This window comes from Phreatobacter cathodiphilus (assembly GCF_003008515.1).
Lineage (GTDB): Bacteria > Pseudomonadota > Alphaproteobacteria > Rhizobiales > Phreatobacteraceae > Phreatobacter > Phreatobacter cathodiphilus.
Genome location: NZ_CP027668.1, coordinates 1169726 through 1189376 on the forward strand (window position 1 = coordinate 1169726; position 19651 = coordinate 1189376).

Consider the following 19651-nt stretch of genomic DNA (forward strand, 5'->3'; position numbering starts at 1 on the left):
GCTTCCCGGCGACGCCTCCTCTCCGGGGACATAGCCGAGATGTTTCTGTTCCGCTCATCCGCCGAACCGCAGAGCCGCCCGACCACGGCGGCCGAGGCCGGCGTGAGCCGCGTCGTTTCCGCCATCCAGGCGGCGGCGCAGAAGACAGGCGCCGGCTTCGACTACCTGCTGCGCACCGCCCGGCGCGAATCGAGCCTCCAGCCCACCGCCCAGGCCTCCACCTCCAGCGCCCGCGGCCTCTACCAGTTCATCGATTCGACCTGGCTGACCATGGTGCGCGACGAGGGGCGCAACCTCGGCCTCGGCAGCTATGCCGAGAAGATCGGCCGCGACGCCAGCGGCCGGCCGACGGTGGCCGATCCCGCGACGCGCCAGGAAATCCTCGCTCTGCGCGACGACCCTTCCGTCGCCGCGCTGATGGCGGGGGCCTTCACCAACCGCAACGCCGCCGATCTGCGCGCCGCCACCGGCCGCGACCCGACCGAGGGCGAGCTCTACATGGCCCATTTCCTCGGCTCCGGCGGGGCGGCGCGGCTCATCAACTCCAACCAGACCAATCCGCAGGCCAGCGCCGCGCTGCTCTTCCCCGACGCCGCCGGCGCCAACCGTCGAATCTTCTTCGACCAGGGCCGGCCGCGCACCGTCGCCGAGGTCTATCAGGTCCTCGCCTCGGGCCAGTCCTCCACCGTCGCCGGCGCGCCGGCCGCGACCTCCGCCGGGCAGACGACGCTCGCCGCCGCCACCAGCGCCCAGGAGCAGGCGAGTTCGTGGTCTGCCGTGCCGCGCATCAACGCCGACCCCGGCCGGCCCTTCCACTCGCTGTTCTCCGGCAATGGCGGCGGGCCGATCAATGCCTTCGTGGCCGCCACCTGGACCTCGCTCGGTCGCGATGTGGCGACCGCCTCGCGCCCCGTCAACATGGCCGCCGTCATGACCCCGGCCGCATCGGGCGGCAGCGCCGGCGGCCAGATCGGCACCGCAACCGGTTCCGCCGTCGGCGGGCCCTTCATTCCGGTCCAGGTCCAGCAGGCGCGCCGCGGCCAGCCGCTCGACCTGTCGAGCTTCCTGCGTCCGGACACGCGCCGCTGAGGCGGGGGCCGCAATAAAAAACGCTTAACGTCCATGGTGAACGCTTTGTTAAGCGCGCCGCCGGTAAGCTGGTCTCCGTGAGCGAAAGCTCTCGTCGTTCCAGTCCTTTGCCTCGGTTCAGGCGCATCCGATGATCGTTCGTCACTTCCTGCGTTGGATCCAGACGGCCGCTGCCGGCGACCGGGCGGATGCCACCTCGGCCCTCGCCCGCGCCTATCTCCATTCCGATCTCGCGGGTGAGGATCGGGCCGCTGCCGAGGCGGCGATGATCACGCTGATGGACGATCCCTCGCCGCTGGTGCGGCGGGCTCTCGCCGATGCCCTCGCCACCTCCGAGGAGGCGCCGCACACGGTCGTCGTCGGCCTGCTGCAGGACCAGCCAGAGATCGCCGCCATCATCGCCCGCCATTCGCCGCTGCTGTTCGACGCTGAACTGGTCGACCTCGTCGGCGGCGGCGATCCGCAGGTGCAATATGCCGTCTCCCGCCGCGACCACGTGCCCGCGCCGGTGGCAGCCGCCATCGCCGAGGTCGGCTGCCTCGAGGCCTGCCTCGCCGTCGTCTCCCTCGACACGGCCGACGTGCCCGCCTTCTCGATCGACCGCATCATCGAGCGCTTCGGCGAGGATCCGGACATCCGCGAGGCGCTCTTCGCCCGCGACGACCTGTCGCCCGGCGCCCGTCAGGCCTTGGTGGTCAAGCTGTCCTCGGCGCTCTCGGCCTTCGTCGCCGGCCGTGCCTGGCTGCCGGAGGACCGTGCGAAGCGCGTCGCCCGCGAGGCCTCCGACAAGGCCACCGTCGCCATCGCCGCCGCCTGCCGCGGCGAGGGGCTGAGCCCGCTGGTGCGCCACCTGCGCCAGTCCGGCCAGCTCTCCACCGGCCTGGTCCTCCGGGCCCTGCTGTCCGGCAACGTCCGCCTGTTCGAGGAGGCGCTCGCCGAACTCGCCGGTCTGACCCTGCGCCAGGCCTCCGGCCTCGTTCACGACCGCCGCGGTGCCGGCTTCCGCGCCCTCTACGACCGGGCGGGCCTGCCCGCCTCCACCTGGCAGGCCTTCCGCGCCGCCCTCGACGCGTGGCACGAAGACGGTGGCGGCAGCCAGCGTGGCGGCCATGCCCAGTTGCGCCGCCGCATGGTCGAGCGTGTTCTCACCGCCTATGCGCCTCTCGCCGATGGCGAGCTCGACCAGCTCCTCGCCCAGCTCCGCCGCTTCGCCGCCGAGGCGGCCCGCGACGAGGCCCGCGCCTTCACCCGCGACCTCATCGCCGGCAACGAGGCGCTGGACGACGAGCAGGTGGATTTCCCCATGGTGGCCGCGGCCTGAGCCCGGATGCAGGTCCGGTCCTGAAAGGCCTCAGGGCGCGATCGACGGCGCGCCGTTGATGGTGACGAGCATCTGCGTCGTCGCCTCGCCCAGCCGGTCCGACAGGGTGAGAGCCAGCGGATGGTCCGTGCCCTTGGCGCTCTCGCGCACGATGGCGCGGATGGCGTCCGCGTGCTGGATCACGAGGTCGGCCGGAACCTTGTCGTCGTCGGCGATGCCGTCGAGCAGGTGGCAGAGGCTCTCCGCCACGCGGGCGGCCAGCGGATAGCCGAAGGTCGCCGCCTCGCCCTTGATGTCGTGGGAGGCGATGTAGATGTTGGCGCGCGTGCCCGCGGTGATGCCCTCGGCGGCCACCGCGTCGCGGGCGCGGGTGAGGCGCTCGACCTCCTTCGCCATCCAGTCGTCGAACTCGGAGGAGAGGTCGGCCAGCGCGGCTTCCGCGCGCTCGATCGCCTCCATGTCGAAGCCGAACTCGTCGACCTTGATCTTGGCCTTCTTGCCGTAGCCCTTCAGGTTGCGCTTCGGGGTGACGACCTCGTGGTCGGCGAAGGCGGAGACGGAGGCTTCGTCCAGGCCGCCCTTGGAGCCGATGCGCGAGGGGCTCTTCACAGGTGTCTTCGTCATGCCGCTCCCCTCACATCGTGCTCTTGGTCTTGTCCAGCAGCGGCTGGACCTTGATCATCTCGGCCTTCTCGCCCTTGCGGCGCTCGGGACCCACATAGCTCGAACCGTGGTTGCGGCGGCGGTCCGGGCCGAAAAAAGTTTTGGTCTTGATGAACGGTCTCGGATTGACCACCACGTTGAGGATGCGCTGGTAGAGCGCCTTGGCCGAGATCGGCTTGGCGAGGAACTCGGTGACCCCGGCGTCGCGGGATTCCAGCACGCGCTTCTTCTCCGAATGGCCGGTCAGCATGATGATCGCCACATAGGGGTTCGCATTGGCCCCGGGCTGGCGGATCATGCTGGTGAGCTCCAGCCCGTCGAAGATGGGCATGGACCAGTCGGTGATGACGATGTCGGGCATGTAGTGGGTGAAGGCCTCGAGGCCGGCCGCCCCGTCCTCCGCCTCGTAGACCTCGCGGGCGCCGAAGCCGTGCAGCAGGGTCCGGACGATCCGGCGCATGTGCGCGTTGTCGTCGATCACCAGGAATCGCAGCCGGTTGAAGTCGATGCGGATCATCGCCCGCAACATTAGCGGACGGGCGTTAGCGCTCCGTTAAGGCTGATGACCCTTCAGGTTCAGGCGCCGAATTGCTCGCGCAGGATGCGCTCGTCCAGCGAATGGCCGGGATCGTGCATGAGGATCATCGAGCGGGTGTGGTCCATGGCGACCGAGACGGTGGCGACGTCGCGCACCTCGTGGTGGTCGGCGGTGGCGCTGACCGGGCGCTTGGCCGATTCCAGCACCTCGATCGTCATCGCCACCCGGTCGGGCAGCAGCGCCCCGCGCCAGCGCCGCGGCCGGAAGGGCGAGATGGGGGTGAGGGCGAGGAGGGTCGCGTTGAGCGGCAGGATCGGCCCGTTGGCCGAAAGGTTGTAGGCGGTCGAGCCGGCAGGGGTGGCGATCAGCACGCCGTCGGCGATGAGCTCGTCCATGCGCGGGTGCCCGTCGACGCTGATCCGCAGCTTCGCCACCTGCGAGGTCTGGCGCAGCAGCGACACCTCGTTGATGGCGAGGGCATCCTGCCGCTCGCCGTGGATGTCCACCGTCGTCATCAGCAGCGGATGGATGACCGAGCGCTCGGAGTTCCAGATGCGTTCGACGAGGGCCTCCTCGGCATATTCGTTCATCAGGAACCCGACGGAGCCGCGGTTCATTCCATAGATCGGCTTGCCGCTGGAGATGTACTTGTGCAGCGTCTGCAGCATCAGGCCGTCGCCGCCGAGAGCCACGACCACCTCCGCCTCGTCGCCCGGCACCTGGCCGTAGCGGGCGGTGAGGCGCTTCCAGGCCTCCTGTGCCTCCGGCGCCGGCGAGGCGACGAAGGCGATCTTCTTCGGGTCGGGTCGATGATCCGGCATGGCGGGCGACCGATCGGAACAGGGACAAATGATGACGCGGACCGAAGCGCCGGACGACGTGGTTCTGGTCTATACGACGGCGGCGAGCCTTGTCGAGGCGGAGACCATCGGCGCCGATCTGGTCGAGCGGCGGCTGGCGGCCTGCGTCAACATCCTGCCCCACATGCGCTCGCTCTACCGCTGGAATGGCGTGGTGGAGCGCGCCGACGAGGTGGTGATGATCGTCAAGACGGTGCGCCGGCTGGTCGAACCGGCGCGCCAGCGCTTTCGCGAGGCCCATTCCTACGACACCCCGGCCTTACTGGTGATCGAGGCGCCCGGCGGCGACCCCGATTACATCGCCTGGCTGAGGGCGGAGACGGCCTGAAGCCTCAGCCGCGGCCAACGAAGGGCATGTCGTTGGCCATCACCGTCATGGTGAGGATGTTCACGTCCAGGGGCAGGTTGGCGATGTGGACGACGGCCTCGGCCACATGGCGCACGTCCATGCGCGGCTCGACCTTCACCGAGAAATCCGCCTGCAGCACGCCGTTGGTCATGCGCTCGGTCATTTCGGTCGCGGCATTGCCGACGTCGATCTGCGAGCAGGAGATGCGGTCGGCGCGCCCGTCCAGCGAGATCGCCTTGGTGAGGCCGAGCACCGCGTGCTTGGTGGCGGTGTAAGGGGCCGAATAGGGCCGCGGCGCATAGGCGGAGATGGAGCCGTTGTTGATGATGCGACCGCCCTTGGGGTCCTGGGCGCGCATCATCGCCATAGCGGCGCGGGCGCAGAGGAAGGAGCCCGTCAGGTTGACGTCCACCACCTGCTTCCACTGGGCGACGGAGAGCTGGTCCATCGGAATGGCGGGCGCGCCCATGCCGGCATTGTTGAACAGCACGTCGAGGCGGCCGAAGCGCTCCTTCACCGTCTGGAACAGGGCGGCGACGGAGTTCTCGTCCGACACGTCGGTCGGCACGGCGATGACCGTGGCGCCTGCGGCCATGGCCACCGTCTTCTCCAGCTCGTCCTTGCGCCGTCCGGCGACCGCCACCGCATAGCCCGCCTTGGCGAGGCCGAGGGCCGAGGCCCGGCCGATGCCCGATCCCGCGCCCGTGACGATTGCGATCCGCTGCGACATGTCTTCCTCCCGGTCCGGCGGGCGCTGCGGCCCGCTCTTGAGGCCCGGAGACTGGCCGAAAGCCGCGCCCCTGTCGACGGGGGCGCGGCAAGGCTGCGATGCGAAACGGTTGAAAAGCCCTATTCGCCGCCGAGCTTTACCCGCATGCCCGCGTAAACAGCGGCACCCGGCCCCTGGTAGCCGTAGACCTCCTGGTAACGCTGGCCGAAGACGTTCTCGCCGCGCACATAGACGGTCGCGGCCTTCGTCAGGTCGTGGGAGATCTGCGCGCCCACCAGCGTATAGGCGCCGAGGCGGACATCGGTCGTGCCGAACGGCCCGAAGAAGGAATCGCGCATATTGCCGTTGTGGGCGAGGGTCAGCGTGATCTTCGTCTTGTCGTCCGGCAGGGTTGCCACCGCCGAGAGGCTCGCCGCGTGGCGCGGCCGGCGCAGCGCCTCCTTGGCGACATAGGTGAGGCCGACGAGTTCCGCCGAGCGGCTGTCCGTGTAGGTGTAGGAGCCGGTGATGGCGAGCCAGTCCGTCGGCCGTGCCGTCACCGACACCTCGACGCCCTGGCGGGTGGTCTCGAAGGGCAGGTTGATCGCAGTGCCGTTCGACTGGACGATGGCGTCCCGCACGCTGGCGCGGAAATAGGTCACGTCGGTGACGAGCCTGCCGCCGAGCCAGCGCTGCTCGATGCCGGCGTCCCAGCCGATGGAATGTTCGGGCCGGAGCGTCGGGTTGCCGGTGAAGTTGGCGAGGAATCCGAAGAGCTCGAAGAAGGTCGGATTGGTGACGCCCTTGCCGACCGAGGCGTGCAGCCGCGTGCCGGTCGACAAGGTCTGCGCGGCGGTCGCCCGCCAGGTCAGGGCATTGCGGAAGGTCGAGTTCCAGTCCTGCCGCAGCGCCGCCGACAGGGAGAGGCCGGTCGGCAGGGCGACGAGATATTCGCCGTAGAGGCCCTTCCGCTCACGGGAGCGGCCGGCGGTGGCGTAGCTGTCGTTGACATAGGGGCCGAAGAAGCCGTCGCTCTCGTAATAGTAGCGGAAATGCTCGCGGCTCGCGTCGGCGCCGCCGACGATCGTGTGGCGCGCGCCGAGGAGGCCGGGGGTCTCGAACGTATAGGCGGTGCGGTAGTCGGCGCGGGTGCGCTGGGTGCGCGACCAGAAGCCCTGCGACTCGAGGAAGCCGAAGGCCGAGACATAGCTGTCGCGGGCATTGGTGGACTGCTGCGAGGCGTCCGCCGAGAAACGGTGCGTCCAGGCGCCGTCGAGCAGCTTCAGGTTGGCGACGAAGCGGCCCTGCAGGTCGTTGGCGGTGTTGCGGCCGCTACCGTCCGAGAGGAAGCCGTAGGCCGGATCGGTCACGAATCCGGGTCCATAGGCGGTGTTCCCCGGATTGTAGAACCCGCCGCGGCTGACCATGCGGACGACACCCTCGACGTTGAACCAGTCGGTCAGGTCGGCGCCGATCTTGGCGGTGAAGGCGCCCATGTCCGAGCCGTTGGGCCGGGTGGTGCCCGGCGCCACGACGAAACCGCCGGACCTCAGGCCCGAGACCGACAGCGAACCGTAGAACGGCCCCTGCGCGCCGCGCACCAGCGCAGAGCCCTGCACCGTGCCGAAGGAGCCGCCCTCGATCCGCGCCGAGACCTCGGGCTTGGCGAGGCCACGGCCCGACTTGGTGGTGATGGAAATGACGCCGGCTTGGGCGTTCGGCCCCCAGATGCCGGACTGCGGGCCACGGATCACCTCGATCCGGGCGATGTTGTCGACCGGCACGTTGGCGAGGTCGGCGTCGCCGGAATTGACGTCGTTGATGGGAATGCCGTCGACGACGACCAGAACCTGGTTGGATTCGGCGCCGCGCACGCGGGTCTGCGTGAGCCCGCCGCGCCCGCCGGACTGGTTGACGGCGACACCGGGGACGAGGCGCAGCACGTCCGGCACCGAGGCGGCGCCCTGACTGGCGATGTCCTCGGCGGTGATCACCGTGACGGATGCGCCGACGCGCGGGGCCTCCAGCGGCACGTTGCTGGCGCCGAAGACGGTGATCTCCGGCAGTTCGCGTGGCGGCTGCTGGGCGAGGACGGGCGTCACGGCGAGGGCCGCCCCGGCGAGGAGGCCGGCGCGAAGACGGCGTTGGAAGGACGGGGAGGAAGATGGGAACGACATGGGCGGAACTCCGCTCGGGACCACACGGGGTCGCGGAGTGTCTCGCCGGGCGAGAGCAGGAATCCGCGACATTCGGTGTCACGGATCAAGCGGAACGAACCGCTCCCGAACGCGCCATCCCGCACGCACGGACAGTGACGTCGCGGCGGCCGGTCTCCTGGCTTGCGGGTCGTCGCCCGGTCCCGCCTTCCCGAGGCCTTGTCGGCCTCAGTGGCATCTGGGGAAGGGCTCGCCGCTTACAGTTGCGGGGGCAGCTGCGGCTTTGCGGAGGGCTTGTGACGCCCGCCGCGCACCGCATTCCCGTGGCCGTCCCTGGTGAGGGCGGCCGCCGTCGCGAGGCCTCATGAATGCGCCGCGTGCGACCGCCCTGTCAAGGAACGCGCGCCGGACGGGTGTGGAAGCCCGCCGTCACCGGCGGGCCCCTTGGTGCCCTCGGCTCAGATCGCCGGGGTCCACTGCGCCGGGACGAGCTGGTAGCCGTTGCCCTCCTTGGCGATGAAGCCGTTGGAGGGGAAGGGCGCGTGGTAGAAGTGCACCCGGGTCTTCTCGCTCGCCGCCATGTCGAGCAGCCTGCGGCGGGTCGCGCGCGCGGCGTCCGCGTCCATGTCGAAGATCGCCGACCAGTCGGGATTGCGCACGAAGAGGGCGGGGTGGTTGGTCACGTCCGCCATGTAGGTCAGCTTGGCATTGCCCGAGGCGATGACGAAGACCGTATGGCCCGGCGAATGGCCGAAGGCGGCCATGGAGGTGATGCCGTTGCCGACCTCCGTGCTGGGCTCGAAGCGCTTCACGTTGGCGGCGATCGGCCCGAAGACGCGGCGCACGTTCTGGAACGCGCCGCGCATGGCCTCGGGCGCGGCGTTCATCCGCTCGTCCGACATCCAGAACGCCCATTCCGGCGCCGGCACGGAAATCTCCGCATTGGGGAAGACCGCCGTGCCGTCACGCAGCCGGATGCCGTTGATGTGATCGCCGTGGAAGTGGCTGATGACGACCGAGTCGACCTTGGCGGGGTCGAAGCCGGCGGCCTTGAAGTTCGTCATCCAGGTGCCCGAGGTCGGCGCGCCGACATTGCCGTTGCCGGTGTCGAGCAGGACCACCTTGCCGCCGGTCTCGACCACCAGGGTGTTGAAGGGGATCGGCACCGCATTGGTCGGCAGGAAGGCCGCGCCCAGCGCCGCCTGGACGGCCGGCAGCTCGGCATTGCGGATGAAGCCCTCGACCGGGCGGGCGAAGAAGCCGTCGTTGATGGCGGTGACGGTGATGTCGCCGACCTTGTACTTGTAGAAGCCCGGCGCCTGAGCGGCAGCGGCCGCGGCCTGGGCGAAGAGCGGCGTCGTGGCGCCGGTCAGGAAGGCGGGCGCGGCGAGCGTTGCGGCGCCCGCGGCGAGGGCGGTGCGGCGGTCGATGGTGGTCATGGGGTTCCTCCGGCAGCAGGACGCACGCGGCCATGGCAGCCGCCACGCGCAGGCGATTACATTGCCGGAATCCGGCCCCCGTCCAGCCTTGTCACATGAATGTGACCGCTGGTCGCAGGCTCAGCGCTGGGACACCTGGAGATTGGCCCGCGCCACCGCCGCGACCGCCTCGGACCGCGTGCGCACGACGATCAGCCGGCGGATCTCGCCGCGCAGGAAAGCCTGCAGGAAGCGGTTGTAGTCCTTGATCGAGATGCAGCCGTTGGAATCGCCGTTCGGCCCCAGCAGGTAGGTATGGGCGAGGAGGCCGGCGCGGCCGTGGATCGCCTGGGATCCGCCCACGGGATTGAGGCGGATGGCGCGCACGCCGTGGAACAGCGCCTCGCGCTCGGTGAGGTCATAGGTGTGGGGCGGGGTGGGCCCGCGCATGCGCACATGGGCGTAGCGCGGATCGTTGCGCATCTCGCCGAGGCCGGACTGGGCCTCGAGACGCTCGCCGTTGGGCAGGTACACCATGCGCGAGCCGATGTCGTAGATGGCGAGGCCAATCGGGGGCTTGGGCGCCGCCATGCCGGGAAAGCTCAGGCCGAGGCTGCCGCCGAAGCCGCCGCCCGTCCCGGCGCTGCTGTCCACCGCGCCGCCGCTGGACGGGGCATAGGCGAGCTGCGGTCCGTCGGCCTCGCGGCGCTGGCCGAAGATGCGCTCGAAGAAGTTGCGCCCGTCGGGCTGGGTGGCAGGTGCCGCGGCCTGAGTCTCGCCGGCGGGGCGGCGCGACGCGACGCGCGGCGTCTCGGGGGTCGCCGGGGCGGAAGCTTGCGCGGGGCGGCGCAGCGGCAGCGGCGCGACCATGGTGGTGTCGGGCCCGTCGGTCTCCGCCTCGGCCTGGGTCCCGGGCCTCATGGGCGGCAGCGGCGCCGGCTGGACCAGGCTGCTGACCTCGGGAAGTCCGGCTTCGCGACCGGGCAGGCTGGCGAGGGCGAGGACGTTCGGACGGGCCGCAGGGGCGGGGGCGGCCTCCGGCAAGGCACGTGCGACGGCGACAGGCGCGGCCGGCTGCCAGTGGGCGCCGAGCGGCCGGCTCTCGGCGAGCGTCGCAGGCCGCTGTCCCAGCGAGAGCGCCGGGTCGAGCAGCGGGGCGAAGGAGCCGAGGGCTGCGAAGGCGGGCTTGGGGTCGGCGAGCGAGCCGGTTTCCACCGCGGTGATGGCGGCGAGCGCCACGGCGCCCTTGTCGCCGCGCAGCGAATAGGTCGCGAGGCCTGCGAGCCCGGCGGAGACGGCGAGGACGGTCAGCCAGGGAAAACGGGGCCCGTCCTGCCGGGCAGGGCGGGCAGGCTTGCCGGAACGGCCGCGGGTCAGGTCACGCATACGCAAGAGCCTTGGAACGCCTGGCACATGGTCCCCCGAAGATGTGCCAGGGCGACCGACTCGCGCAACCCCTCAAGGAGTTCGACGCGGGTCCGACCGACCGGACGTTGGCGACGCATGAGCCAAAGAACTTGGGCGACCATAAGGCGCCGATGGGGTTAACGCCCGGTGAAGCCGGTCGCCATGTCCGGCCGGCAAAGGCCCGCACACGCTGGTTTCCCCATTCCGCTACCGATGCCGGCGCGGCGCCTTGCGATTTGAAATCGCCGTCGCCAGCGGGTAGAAGGCGCCCATGGACAGGGCCCGAAAGAGCCGGTCCGTGCCGGCGTAGCACAGCGGTAGTGCAGCGGTTTTGTAAACCGAAGGTCGGGAGTTCGATCCTCTCCGCCGGCACCAGTTCCTCTCAGCCGCCCGCGCCGAAATGGCGTTCGATCTTCCCCCGCAGCAGCGCGGCAAAGACTTTCTCCTTCTCCACCACCTCGAAGGCCTGGCCGCCGATGCCAACGGCCATGGGCTGCGACTGGTCGGCGGTGGGCAGCAGCGTGCAGACGATTCCCGCGCCGGGCACGATGCGGCTCGCCGAGACGGCATGGCCAAGGGCGCGGATGGCACGGACCTCCGCCATCACCGCGTCGAGGTCGACCGGAGCCGTCTCCGGCTCGCGGGCGAGGTTCACCCGCGCGATGCGCCGGGCGATCTCGGCGTCGTCCATGGCCGAGAGCAGCATCAGCCCCATGCCGGAGCCGGCGATGGGGCGGCGCGTGCCGGCGGGGATGTGAAGGCGCATGGCCCGCGTCGCCGGAATGACCGCGATGTAGACGACATGGATGTCGCTGGCGATGCCGAGCAGGATGGTCTCGCCGGTCTCCTCGCCGAGCTCGCGCATCAGCCGCGTGACGCGCCCGTCGGTGACGCGCCCGTCGATCCAGCGCCCGAGCATGGAAACGCGCGCCGTCGGCTGCACGCGCCGGTCGGGCAGGGCGGTGAGGTAGCCGAGGTCGATGAGGCCGTTGACCAGCATGGACGTGGAGGACTGCGGGATGCCCATCTCGCGGGCGATCTCGGTGACGCTCGCCGGCCGCTCCAGCCGGTCGAAGAGTTCGAACAGCGCCAGCACCCGCGTCGCGGATTTCACCCCGCCCGTGTCGAACGATCTGCGCGGCCTCGGCATCAACACCTCCAGTCGAACTACATCGCATATGTGATAAATAAAATCAAATTGACGAATATGGGGGATGCTGCCAGTTTGCCCGCAACACCAAAAAATGAGGAAACGAGAGCGGATGGAACTCTGGCCGGCCTGTATCGACGCCGACTATGTCGCGGGAGTCCGCGACTTCGCGCGCCGTGAGATCAGTCCCCAGGCCGACGACATCGACCGCCGCGACGTCTATCCCCGCGACATCCTCAAAGCCATGGCGAAGGCGGGTTACAACGCCGTCGCCCTGCCGGTGGAAGACGGGGGCGCCGGGCTCGGCTACGGGCACGCGGCGGCGGTCTTCGAGGAGGTGTCCTATGCCAGCGCCGCCGTCGGCATCTCGCTGATCACGATTTTTCAGGCGCAGACCATCATCCGCATCTTCGGCAACGACACGCTGAAGCGGGAATGGCTGCCGCAGTTCGGGCAGGGGTTGCTGTCCTCCTACGCCCTCACCGAGGCCAACCACGGCAGCGACATCCGCAGCCTCGACACCAAGGCGGTGCGCGACGGCGAGGGCTGGGTGCTGACGGGCGAGAAATCCTTCATCACCTCAGGCTCGGCCGCCGAGTTCTTCATCATCCTCGCCGAGACGCCGGTGGGGGTCTCCACCTTCGCCGTGCCGGCCGGGCTCGACGGGCTCTCCTCCTATATCGGCACCAATTCCGCGACCTTCGGCCTGCGCAACGGTCCGCACGTCAACCTCGTGCTCGATCGGGTGCGGCTCCCCGGCCACGCGCTCATCGGCGTCGAGGGCAAGGGCGTGCGCCAGGCGGTGGGCACGCTCAACTATTCCCGCACGCTCGCCGGCGCCATCAGCATCGGCATCGCCCGCGCCGCCTTCGACGCGGCGCTGGCCTTCGTCGGCAAGCGCAAGGCTTTCGACCAGCGCGTCATCGAGTTCCAGGGCATCCAGTGGTACTTCGCCGAGATGCTGGCGGAGATCGAGGCGGCGCGCCTGCTGGTCTATCGCGCCGCCGAGGCGCTCGATTCCGGCGTCGACCAGGACCGCTATGCCAGCGCCGCCAAGCTCAAGGCGGCGAAGGTCGCCACCGACGTCGCCGCCCTCGCGGTTCAGGTGTGCGGTGCCTACGGCGTCATGGAGAACGCCCCCTTCGGACGTTTCCTGCGCGACGCCAAGGCCTATGAGATCGCCGGCGGCTCGGCAGAAATCCTGAAGAACACCCTCGGCAAGTATCTGACCCGGGTGCTGGCGGCGTCATGATCACCGACCTTCTCGCCCGCCACGCGGAGGAGCATCCCGACCGCACCTTCGTGGTGACGGATGGGGCCGAATGGTCCTTCGGCGCGGTGGACGCCGCGGCCCGCCGCTTCGGCGCCATGCTGCAGGCGCGCGGCGTCGCCCCCGGCGACCACGTGGCGCTGATCGCCGGCAATTCCGCCGGCTTCCTCGTCGCCTGGTTCGGCATCAATCTCGCCGGCGCCGTGGCGGTCACCGTCAATATCCAGCTCGTCGGCGATGGCCTCGCCTATGTCGTTGCCCAGTCCGAGGCGAAGCTCATCGTCGCCGATCGCGCCTTCCTCTCAGGCCAGGGCGCGGTGGGGCAGGGCGCCTTCCACGGCATTCCGCTCATTGAGCTCGCGGCCGACACGGACCTCATGGCCGGCAGTGACGGCGCCGAACTCCGGCCGGTCCGCCTGCCGCCGCTCGCCCCCGCCACCATGATGTACACCTCCGGCACGACGGGCCTGCCCAAGGGCGTCGTCAACAGCCACGCCGCCTACGAGGCCGCGGGCGCCGAGATCGTGGCGGCGCTGGGCTTCAGCCCCCAAGACCGCTGCATGGTGGTCCTGCCCCTCTTCCACGCCAACCCGCAGATGTACGCGGTCATGTCGGCGCTCCAGGTCGGCTATGCGTTGGTGCTGCGCGAGAAGTTCTCGGCCACCAGCTTCTTCGCCGATGCCCGCCGTTTCCGCGCCACCTGCTTCACCTATGTCGGCACCATCCTGTCGATCCTCGTGGCGCGTCACGACGAGGATCGCGACCACGCCCTGCGCTTCTGCACCGGCGGCGGCGCGCCCGAAAAGGTCTGGCGCGAGGTCGAGCAGCGCTTCGGCGTGAAGGTGCGCGAGCTCTATGGGATGACCGAGATCGGCGGCTTCGTCTCCCTCAACACCGAAGGTGCCACCCGCATCGGCTCCTGCGGCCGGCTCCGCCCCGACATGGACGTGCGCATCGTCGATGCCGAGGACGAGGAGCTGCCCGCCGACGCCCAGGGGGAGATCGTCGTGCGGCCGCGGAAACCCGGCGTCATCCTCTCCGGCTACTGGCGCCAGCCCGACAAGATGGTCGAGGCCAGCCGCAATCTCTGGTTCCACACTGGCGACCGCGGCCATATCGACGCCGACGGCTATCTGCACTTCCACGGCCGCATCAAGGAGCTGATCCGCCGCGGCGGCGAGATGGTCTCTCCCGTCGAGGTGGAGACGGTGCTGCGCAAGATGCCGGGCGTCGCCGACTGCGCCGTGGTCGGCATCGACGACGCGGTGCTCGGCCAGGAGATCAAGGTCCTCGTCGTGCCCGATGCGGCGCCGCTCGCCCCGGCCGACGTCCTCGCCTTTCTGGACGGCCGCGTGCCGTCCTTCATGATCCCGCGCTATGTCGAATTCGCCGCCTCGGTCCCCAAGACCGAGACCGAGAAGGTACAGCGCCACAAGATCGCCTATGTCGATGCCCGCGTGCACGACATGGCGTCCGCCGAGAGGCGGATCCAGCCGCGTCATGGGGGCGTGGTATCGGGTACCGCAGGCGAGGGATGAGCCGCCCCGGCGGCGTTCCGAACCGGCCATCCAAACGGAGGAACTTCATGATCGATCGTCGCACATTCGCCTTCGGCACGGCGGCCCTCGGCCTGTCGCTGGCGGCACCCGCGGTCGCCCGCGCCCAGGCCGGCTACCCGAACCGCCCGGTCCGCATGCTGGTCGGCTTCGCCGCCGGCGGCCCGACCGACATCGTCGCCCGCCAGCTCGCCCAGTACATGGCGGAATCCTTCGGCCAGTCCATCGTCATCGAGAACCGCGGCGGCGCCAACGGCAACATCGCGGCGCAGGAAATCGCCCAGTCGCAGCCCGACGGCTACAACCTCTTCTACAACACCTCGGCCATCGCCATCAGCCCGGCGCTCTATCCCCGCCTCGGCTACGACGCCAAGGCCTTCGTGCCGATCGGGCTGACGGCCACCGTGCCGATGGTGCTCGAGGTCCATCCGCAGATGCCGGTGAACAACGTCAAGGAGTTCACCGACTACGTGAAGGCCAATGCCGACAAGCTGTCCTACGCCTCCACCGGCAACGGCTCCATCACCCATCTCGGCAGCGCGCTGCTCCTCGGCCGCATGGGCGCCAAGGTCACCCACGTGCCCTATCGCGGCAGCGCCCCGGCTCTCGTCGACCTCGCCGGCGGCCGGGTCCACTTCATGACGGACACGATCAACTCCTCGCTGCCCTTCATCCAGGACGGCCGCCTGAAGCCGCTCGCCGTCACCAGCACCAAGCGCCTCGCGGCCCTGCCCAACATTCCGACCCTCACCGAGCTCGGCCTGCAGGATCTGGAGATCGGCGCCTGGCAGGGCATCGTGGCCCCGGCCGGCACCCCGGCGGAGGTGGTGCAGAAGGTCAACGGCGCCATGATGACGGCGCTGAAGAACCGGGAATTCCTGTCGCGCCTCGAGGCCCAGCAGACGACGCCGCTCGGCAGCACGCCGGAGGACTACGGCAAGTACATCCTCGCCGAGCTCGCCCGCTGGGACAAGGTGGTGAAGGAGAACGGCATCACCATGAACTGAGGTGGGAGCCGGCCGGCGGGGCCCTCAGCTCCGTCGGTCGCGCACCGCGCGCAGCATGGACGGCCAGAGAGCCAGCGTCTCGGTGAAGGCCTCCTCGTCGAACCGCTTCAGGCGCCGGCGGGTCAGTTCCAGCGCCACGGGCGAAAGCTTCGACAGGTCGCCGGCGAGGCGCAGGGCTTCGGCCAGCACCTCGCCGGGTTCGGCCTCGCGGTTGAACAGGCCGAGCCGCCGGCATTCGGCCGCGTCCATCATGCGGCCGGTGAGGCAGAGGTCGGTCGCCACCGTCAGGCCGAGGGCCGAGGAGATGATCCACGGCCCCGAACTCGACGCGATGCCCGCGCGGATCTCCGGCTGGCCCATCCGCACCCCGTCATGGCCGACGCGGAAGTCGCAGAGCAGCGCCACCTGGAAAGCGGAGCCGGCGGCGACCCCGTTCAGCGCCGCGATGCTCGGTTTGGAAAGGTTCCGGAAGGCGCCGAAGAAGCGGCCCCAGGCGGCGACCCAGGCCTCGATTGCGCCGTCGGCGGGGGGCGCTTCGTCGCGGTCCTGCCCGGCGCCGAAGGCGCGCGCGCCGGCCCCCGTGACGATAACCACCCGCACCTCGGGATCGGCATCGAGGGCTTCGAGCGCCTCCACGATCTCGGCCCGCATCGCCGCATGCCAGGCGTTGAGGGCGTCCGGCCGGTCGAAGGTCAGTATGGCGGCCGGGCCCTCGCGGGTGACGGTGATGGTGGACGGCATGGGGACCTCAATGATCATATATGTGATCAAGTTAATCGTATTGACGAATTCTGGCCTGTGAACTAGCACCGAACAAAGCTTGGAGAAAGAACGGGAGATGACCATGGCGGAGACGATGCAGACGGTGGGCCTCGGCCTGCGCTGGGAGGATACCCCGGTCGGAATGAAGTTCCGCACCATCGGGCGGACGATCACCGAGGCCGACATCACCCTCTTCGTCGGCGTCACCGGCATGGTCGAGGTGCTCTTCACCAACCTCGAATATCTCGAGGAGGAATCGCTCTTCGCCGGCAAGCGCCTCTGCCCGGGCGCGCTGGTCTATTCCTTCGCCGAGGGCCTGCTGATGCAGTCGGTCGTTCAGGGCGTCGGCCTGTCGTTCCTCGGCATGGACCTCAACGTCGCGGGCCCGACCTTCGCCGGCGACACGATCCACGTCGAATGCGAGGTGGTGGAGTCCCGCGCCACGCGGAAGCCCGGACGCGGCATCGTCAAGACGGTCAACCGCGTCGTCAACCAGCGCGGCGAGACGGTGATGACCTACAGCCCGACGCGCCTGGTCAAGGGTCGCGACTACTCGCCCAAGAGCTGAGCGGGGGCCGCGCCGTGGGACCGCTGGCGGGCATCCGCATCCTCGACCTGACCACCGTCATGATGGGCCCCTCGGCGACGCAGGTGCTCGCCGAGATGGGCGCCGACGTCGTCAAGGTCGAGGCGCCCGGCGGCGATCCCGTCCGCTACATCGGCCCCGCCCGCCACCACGGCATGGGCGCGCTCTTCCTCAACGCCAATGGCTCCAAACGCTCCATCGTCATGGACCTGAAGAGCGAGGGCGGCAGGCGGGCCCTGCTGAAGCTCTGCGAAAGCGCCGACATCCTCGCCTACAACATCCGCCCCCAGGCGATGTCCCGCCTCGGCCTCGGCTACGAGGACGTCCGCTCCGTCCGGCCGGACATCATCTATGCCGGCATGTTCGGCTACGGCCAGGACGGGCCCTATGCCGCCCGCCCGGCCTATGACGACCTGATCCAGGGCGCGGCTCTGCTGCCCTTCCTCATCGCCCGCGCCAGCGACGGCACGCCGCGCTACGTCCCTGCCGCCATCGCCGACCGCATCGTCGGTCTAGCCGCGGTCGGCGCCATCAACGCAGCGCTCTATCACCGGGAGAAGACCGGCGAGGGCCAGCGCGTCGACGTGCCGATGTTCGAGACCATGGTGAGCCTGACGCTCGCCGACCATCTCGGCGGCCTCACCTTCGAGCCGCCGGTCGGGGAGGGGGGCTACCAGCGCCTGCTGTCGCCCGAGCGCCGGCCCTACCGCACGAAGGACGGCTACATCTGCGCCCTCGTCTACAACGACAAGCAGTGGCGGAGCTTCTACGCGGCGACCGGTCGGGCCGCGGACTATGACGCCGATCCGCGCCTCGCCTCCATCAAAACGCGCACCGAGCATATCGACGCGCTCTATGCCGAGGTCTCCGCCGCCTTCGCCGGGCGCACCACGGCCGAATGGATGGAACTGCTCGAGAAGGCCGACATCCCCTTCGTACCGCTGCACGATTTCGAATCGATCATGCAGGACCCGCACCTGAAGGCCGTCGGTTTCATGCCGGTGGTGGAGCATCCGAGCGAGGGTGCGATCCGCAAGATCCAGCCGGCGAGCCGCTGGTCGAAGACCCAGGCCGAGCCGCACCGGCCGGCGCCCCGGCTCGGCGAGCACAGCCGCGAACTCCTGGCCGAGGCGGGCCTGGCCGCCGCCGAGATCGACGGCCTCATCGCCTCCGGCGCCGTCCAGGCGGAAGGCTGAAACTCAGCCGGCCCGCTTAAGGTCGAGGCCGGCGATGTCGGCCGTGATCTGCCGGGCGAATTCCGGATAGGTCTCCCCGAGTTCGGTGAGAACCCGGCCGCGCAACAGGGCGAGAGTCGCGGCGTCGGGCCCGGCCGTCTCGGGCACCTCCGCCTCATGGTCGAAGGCAAAGCCCGTGGCCGCCGTGATCTCGGAGAGCGTGTGACCGGGATGGACGCTCTCCAGCCGGAAGCGCTTGGCCGCCTTGTCGAAGGAGAAGAGGCCGAGGCTCGTCAGCAGGGCATGGGGGCCGCCCGAGCGGTGGACGCCCTCGGGGCTGGTGCCGGGGGCGGAGATGAAGTCGACCTTCTCCACGAAGACCCGCGGCGTGTGCTCCTCGCGGAACAGGATGACCCGCGGCACCACGAAATAGAGATAGGACGAGCCGAAGGAGCCCGGCCAACGCACCGGCGTCTGCGGATAGTCGCCGGTGCCGACCAGGTTGATGTTGGCCTCGCCGTCGATCTGGCCACCGCCGAGGAAGAAGGCGTCGATCCGGCCCTGTCCGGCGCAGTCGAACAGCTCCGCCGAGCCGTTGGTGAAGAAGTTGTGCTCGCGCGAGCCGAGGATGGAGATGCGCACCCGTGGCTTGCCGTCGCGCTCGGCGAGCGCCCTGAGCAGCATAGCGCCCGCCGCCGGAATGGGCGAGGAGGCGCCCACCGCCACGTGGCGCACGCCCTCCAGCAGCCGCGCGATGGCGACGATCAGCCGCTCGCGCGGCAGCACGGCGCTCACGAGACCGCCTCGAGCGCCCGGTCGGCGCCGTCGAGATAGGCGCGGAAGCCTTCCGGACTGCGCGCCTCGCGGGCATAGCGGCCGATCTCGGCCATGTCGGCGGGATATTCGCCCCAGAGGCCGATGGGGGCCGCGCCCTGCGGCACCACCGCCACCGCCTCGACGTAGAGGGCGGGCAGCACGCCCGCCGCCATCACCTCGTCGGCCAGCAGGCTCGTCTCGACGATGCGCTCGACGGTGACGAGGGTGCGCTCGGAGGCATAGGCGAGGCTGGCGAGCTCCCGCCGCCGGCCGATCCACACATTGCCGTCCCGGTCGGCCATGGGGCAGTGGAAGATGGTCACGTCGGGCCGGATCGCGGGGATGGCGACGATCGGGTCAGGCTCCTCCGCGAAGGGGTTCTGGATCACCCGCCAGTCGGGCCGGTTGGCGAGGAGGTCGGTGCCGATCATGCCCCGCAGCGTCGCGAAGGGAACGCCCTTCTGCGCCGCCAGGAAGCCGGCGTGGACCGCGGGGCAGGTGGCGTCCATCACCTTCACCGATCCCTCGCGCACGGCTCGGGCGAAGCAGGGCGCGCCGCCCGCCTCGCCGAGGGTCATGGCGCTGGTCTCGATGGTGGCGACGCAGCCCGCCCCGATGAGCATGTCCGGCTGCATGCCGCCGGTGGGCAGGCAGACCACGTGCAGGCCGGTGAGGCCGCGGGCGATGAGCGGCCGCGTCATCGCCATGGAGACGCCCGCATAGTCGACGGGCAGGGCGAGCTTGGCGCCGTTCGGCACCATGCGGGCGAGATCGTCCAGGCTATGGGTCTGCATGGTGGCTCCTCCGCGGTGCGTCGGC

19 protein-coding genes, 1 tRNA gene and 1 riboswitch are annotated in these 19651 nt (G+C 69.9%); of the genes, 9 read left to right on the plus strand and 11 right to left on the minus strand.

The genetic code is table 11. The features are described from left to right. Positions 1-39 precede the first annotated feature (39 nt). Positions 40-1089, plus strand: coding sequence for a lytic transglycosylase domain-containing protein (locus tag C6569_RS05660; protein ID WP_106747930.1), 1050 nt, complete (start codon positions 40-42; stop codon positions 1087-1089). Between the two features lie 130 nt (positions 1090-1219). Next, positions 1220-2410 carry a DUF2336 domain-containing protein gene (locus tag C6569_RS05665; RefSeq protein WP_106747931.1) on the plus strand — a complete coding sequence of 397 codons (1191 nt, stop codon included), beginning with the start codon at positions 1220-1222 and terminating at the stop codon, positions 2408-2410. A gap of 30 nt (positions 2411-2440) precedes the next feature. Here the strand turns inward: C6569_RS05665 and C6569_RS05670 are convergent, their stop codons facing one another. The 3 genes from C6569_RS05670 to C6569_RS05680 are packed head-to-tail and all read right to left on the minus strand — an operon-like array spanning position 2441 to position 4432. Next, positions 2441-3034: an Hpt domain-containing protein gene (locus tag C6569_RS05670; protein ID WP_146144742.1), complete on the minus strand. Its 594-nt coding sequence runs from the start codon at positions 3032-3034 to the stop codon at positions 2441-2443. Positions 3035-3044: 10 nt separating this feature from the next. Beyond that, a complete protein-coding gene (locus tag C6569_RS05675) occupies positions 3045-3590 on the minus strand; it encodes a response regulator (RefSeq protein WP_106747933.1) in 546 nt (181 codons plus the stop codon). A 59-nt stretch (positions 3591-3649) separates the two neighbouring features. Then, positions 3650-4432 (minus strand): NAD kinase, encoded by a 783-nt coding sequence (locus tag C6569_RS05680; protein WP_106747934.1) that lies wholly within the window; start codon positions 4430-4432, stop codon positions 3650-3652. A 31-nt stretch (positions 4433-4463) separates the two neighbouring features. Between C6569_RS05680 and cutA the strand changes: the two genes are divergently transcribed. Then, the gene (gene cutA / locus C6569_RS05685) at positions 4464-4799 is read left to right on the plus strand and encodes a divalent-cation tolerance protein CutA (RefSeq protein WP_106750914.1); all 336 of its coding nucleotides are present in this window, start codon (positions 4464-4466) and stop codon (positions 4797-4799) included. 4 nt (positions 4800-4803) lie between these two features. Here the strand turns inward: cutA and C6569_RS05690 are convergent, their stop codons facing one another. The 4 genes from C6569_RS05690 to C6569_RS05705 form a co-directional block, all read right to left on the minus strand. Continuing rightward, positions 4804-5550, minus strand: coding sequence for an SDR family oxidoreductase (locus tag C6569_RS05690; protein ID WP_106747935.1), 747 nt, complete (start codon positions 5548-5550; stop codon positions 4804-4806). Between the two features lie 119 nt (positions 5551-5669). After that, on the minus strand, positions 5670-7706 hold the full coding sequence (locus C6569_RS05695; RefSeq protein ID WP_181313926.1) for a TonB-dependent receptor plug domain-containing protein: 2037 nt from the start codon (positions 7704-7706) through the stop codon (positions 5670-5672). A 130-nt stretch (positions 7707-7836) separates the two neighbouring features. After that, positions 7837-8054: riboswitch (cobalamin riboswitch) on the minus strand. Positions 8055-8143: 89 nt separating this feature from the next. Then, positions 8144-9124 carry an MBL fold metallo-hydrolase gene (locus C6569_RS05700; RefSeq protein WP_106747937.1) on the minus strand — a complete coding sequence of 327 codons (981 nt, stop codon included), beginning with the start codon at positions 9122-9124 and terminating at the stop codon, positions 8144-8146. A gap of 120 nt (positions 9125-9244) precedes the next feature. Beyond that, positions 9245-10489, minus strand: coding sequence for a DUF2778 domain-containing protein (locus C6569_RS05705; protein ID WP_106747938.1), 1245 nt, complete (start codon positions 10487-10489; stop codon positions 9245-9247). A gap of 321 nt (positions 10490-10810) precedes the next feature. On the opposite strand from C6569_RS05705, the gene C6569_RS05710 reads away from it, so the two are divergent. Then, a tRNA-Thr gene (locus tag C6569_RS05710) sits at positions 10811-10885 on the plus strand. Positions 10886-10892: 7 nt separating this feature from the next. Here C6569_RS05710 and C6569_RS05715 read toward each other — a convergent pair. Then, positions 10893-11660, minus strand: a complete 768-nt coding sequence (locus C6569_RS05715; RefSeq protein WP_106747939.1) for an IclR family transcriptional regulator — start codon at positions 11658-11660, stop codon at positions 10893-10895. A gap of 112 nt (positions 11661-11772) precedes the next feature. On the opposite strand from C6569_RS05715, the gene C6569_RS05720 reads away from it, so the two are divergent. The 3 genes from C6569_RS05720 to C6569_RS05730 are packed head-to-tail and all read left to right on the plus strand — an operon-like array spanning position 11773 to position 15493. Next, positions 11773-12912 (plus strand): acyl-CoA dehydrogenase family protein, encoded by a 1140-nt coding sequence (locus tag C6569_RS05720; protein ID WP_106747940.1) that lies wholly within the window; start codon positions 11773-11775, stop codon positions 12910-12912. Then, positions 12909-14468 (plus strand): class I adenylate-forming enzyme family protein, encoded by a 1560-nt coding sequence (locus tag C6569_RS05725; RefSeq protein WP_106747941.1) that lies wholly within the window; start codon positions 12909-12911, stop codon positions 14466-14468. The genes C6569_RS05720 and C6569_RS05725 overlap by 4 nt, the downstream gene beginning before the upstream one ends. Positions 14469-14515: 47 nt before the next feature. Beyond that, on the plus strand, positions 14516-15493 hold the full coding sequence (locus C6569_RS05730) for a Bug family tripartite tricarboxylate transporter substrate binding protein (protein WP_106747942.1): 978 nt from the start codon (positions 14516-14518) through the stop codon (positions 15491-15493). Between the two features lie 24 nt (positions 15494-15517). Here C6569_RS05730 and C6569_RS05735 read toward each other — a convergent pair whose 3' ends face one another. Beyond that, positions 15518-16234 (minus strand): enoyl-CoA hydratase/isomerase family protein, encoded by a 717-nt coding sequence (locus C6569_RS05735; RefSeq protein ID WP_181313927.1) that lies wholly within the window; start codon positions 16232-16234, stop codon positions 15518-15520. Positions 16235-16337: 103 nt separating this feature from the next. Here C6569_RS05735 and C6569_RS05740 point away from each other — a divergent pair, with 103 nt between their 5' ends. Together C6569_RS05740 and C6569_RS05745 are read left to right on the plus strand one after the other, a co-directional pair. After that, positions 16338-16823: a MaoC/PaaZ C-terminal domain-containing protein gene (locus C6569_RS05740; protein ID WP_106747944.1), complete on the plus strand. Its 486-nt coding sequence runs from the start codon at positions 16338-16340 to the stop codon at positions 16821-16823. Positions 16824-16837: 14 nt separating this feature from the next. Next, a complete protein-coding gene (locus C6569_RS05745) occupies positions 16838-18037 on the plus strand; it encodes a CaiB/BaiF CoA transferase family protein (protein WP_106747945.1) in 1200 nt (399 codons plus the stop codon). Between the two features lie 3 nt (positions 18038-18040). Here C6569_RS05745 and C6569_RS05750 read toward each other — a convergent pair whose 3' ends face one another. Continuing rightward, a complete protein-coding gene (locus C6569_RS05750; RefSeq protein WP_106747946.1) occupies positions 18041-18811 on the minus strand; it encodes a CoA-transferase in 771 nt (256 codons plus the stop codon). Then, positions 18808-19626, minus strand: coding sequence for a CoA transferase subunit A (locus tag C6569_RS05755; RefSeq protein ID WP_106747947.1), 819 nt, complete (start codon positions 19624-19626; stop codon positions 18808-18810). Before C6569_RS05755 ends, C6569_RS05750 begins: the two co-directional genes overlap by 4 nt. Positions 19627-19651 lie beyond the last annotated feature (25 nt).

Bases quoted from the DNA above. Each gene is read 5' to 3' on its own strand.
- C6569_RS05715 (WP_106747939.1), bottom strand. From the start codon at position 11,660: ATGCCGAGGCCGCGCAGATCGTTCGACACGGGCGGGGTGAAATCCGCG.
- C6569_RS05720 (WP_106747940.1), top strand. From the start codon at position 11,773: ATGGAACTCTGGCCGGCCTGTATCGACGCCGACTATGTCGCGGGAGTC.
- C6569_RS05755 (WP_106747947.1), bottom strand. From the start codon at position 19,626: ATGCAGACCCATAGCCTGGACGATCTCGCCCGCATGGTGCCGAACGGC.
- C6569_RS05740 (WP_106747944.1), top strand. From the start codon at position 16,338: ATGGCGGAGACGATGCAGACGGTGGGCCTCGGCCTGCGCTGGGAGGAT.
- C6569_RS05680 (WP_106747934.1), bottom strand. From the start codon at position 4,432: ATGCCGGATCATCGACCCGACCCGAAGAAGATCGCCTTCGTCGCCTCG.
- C6569_RS05695 (WP_181313926.1), bottom strand. From the start codon at position 7,706: ATGTCGTTCCCATCTTCCTCCCCGTCCTTCCAACGCCGTCTTCGCGCC.
- C6569_RS05700 (WP_106747937.1), bottom strand. From the start codon at position 9,124: ATGACCACCATCGACCGCCGCACCGCCCTCGCCGCGGGCGCCGCAACG.
- C6569_RS05660 (WP_106747930.1), top strand. From the start codon at position 40: ATGTTTCTGTTCCGCTCATCCGCCGAACCGCAGAGCCGCCCGACCACG.
- C6569_RS05730 (WP_106747942.1), top strand. From the start codon at position 14,516: ATGATCGATCGTCGCACATTCGCCTTCGGCACGGCGGCCCTCGGCCTG.
- cutA (WP_106750914.1), top strand. From the start codon at position 4,464: ATGACGCGGACCGAAGCGCCGGACGACGTGGTTCTGGTCTATACGACG.
- C6569_RS05690 (WP_106747935.1), bottom strand. From the start codon at position 5,550: ATGTCGCAGCGGATCGCAATCGTCACGGGCGCGGGATCGGGCATCGGC.
- C6569_RS05675 (WP_106747933.1), bottom strand. From the start codon at position 3,590: ATGATCCGCATCGACTTCAACCGGCTGCGATTCCTGGTGATCGACGAC.
- C6569_RS05665 (WP_106747931.1), top strand. From the start codon at position 1,220: ATGATCGTTCGTCACTTCCTGCGTTGGATCCAGACGGCCGCTGCCGGC.
- C6569_RS05670 (WP_146144742.1), bottom strand. From the start codon at position 3,034: ATGACGAAGACACCTGTGAAGAGCCCCTCGCGCATCGGCTCCAAGGGC.
- C6569_RS05725 (WP_106747941.1), top strand. From the start codon at position 12,909: ATGATCACCGACCTTCTCGCCCGCCACGCGGAGGAGCATCCCGACCGC.
- C6569_RS05735 (WP_181313927.1), bottom strand. From the start codon at position 16,234: ATGCCGTCCACCATCACCGTCACCCGCGAGGGCCCGGCCGCCATACTG.
- C6569_RS05705 (WP_106747938.1), bottom strand. From the start codon at position 10,489: ATGCGTGACCTGACCCGCGGCCGTTCCGGCAAGCCTGCCCGCCCTGCC.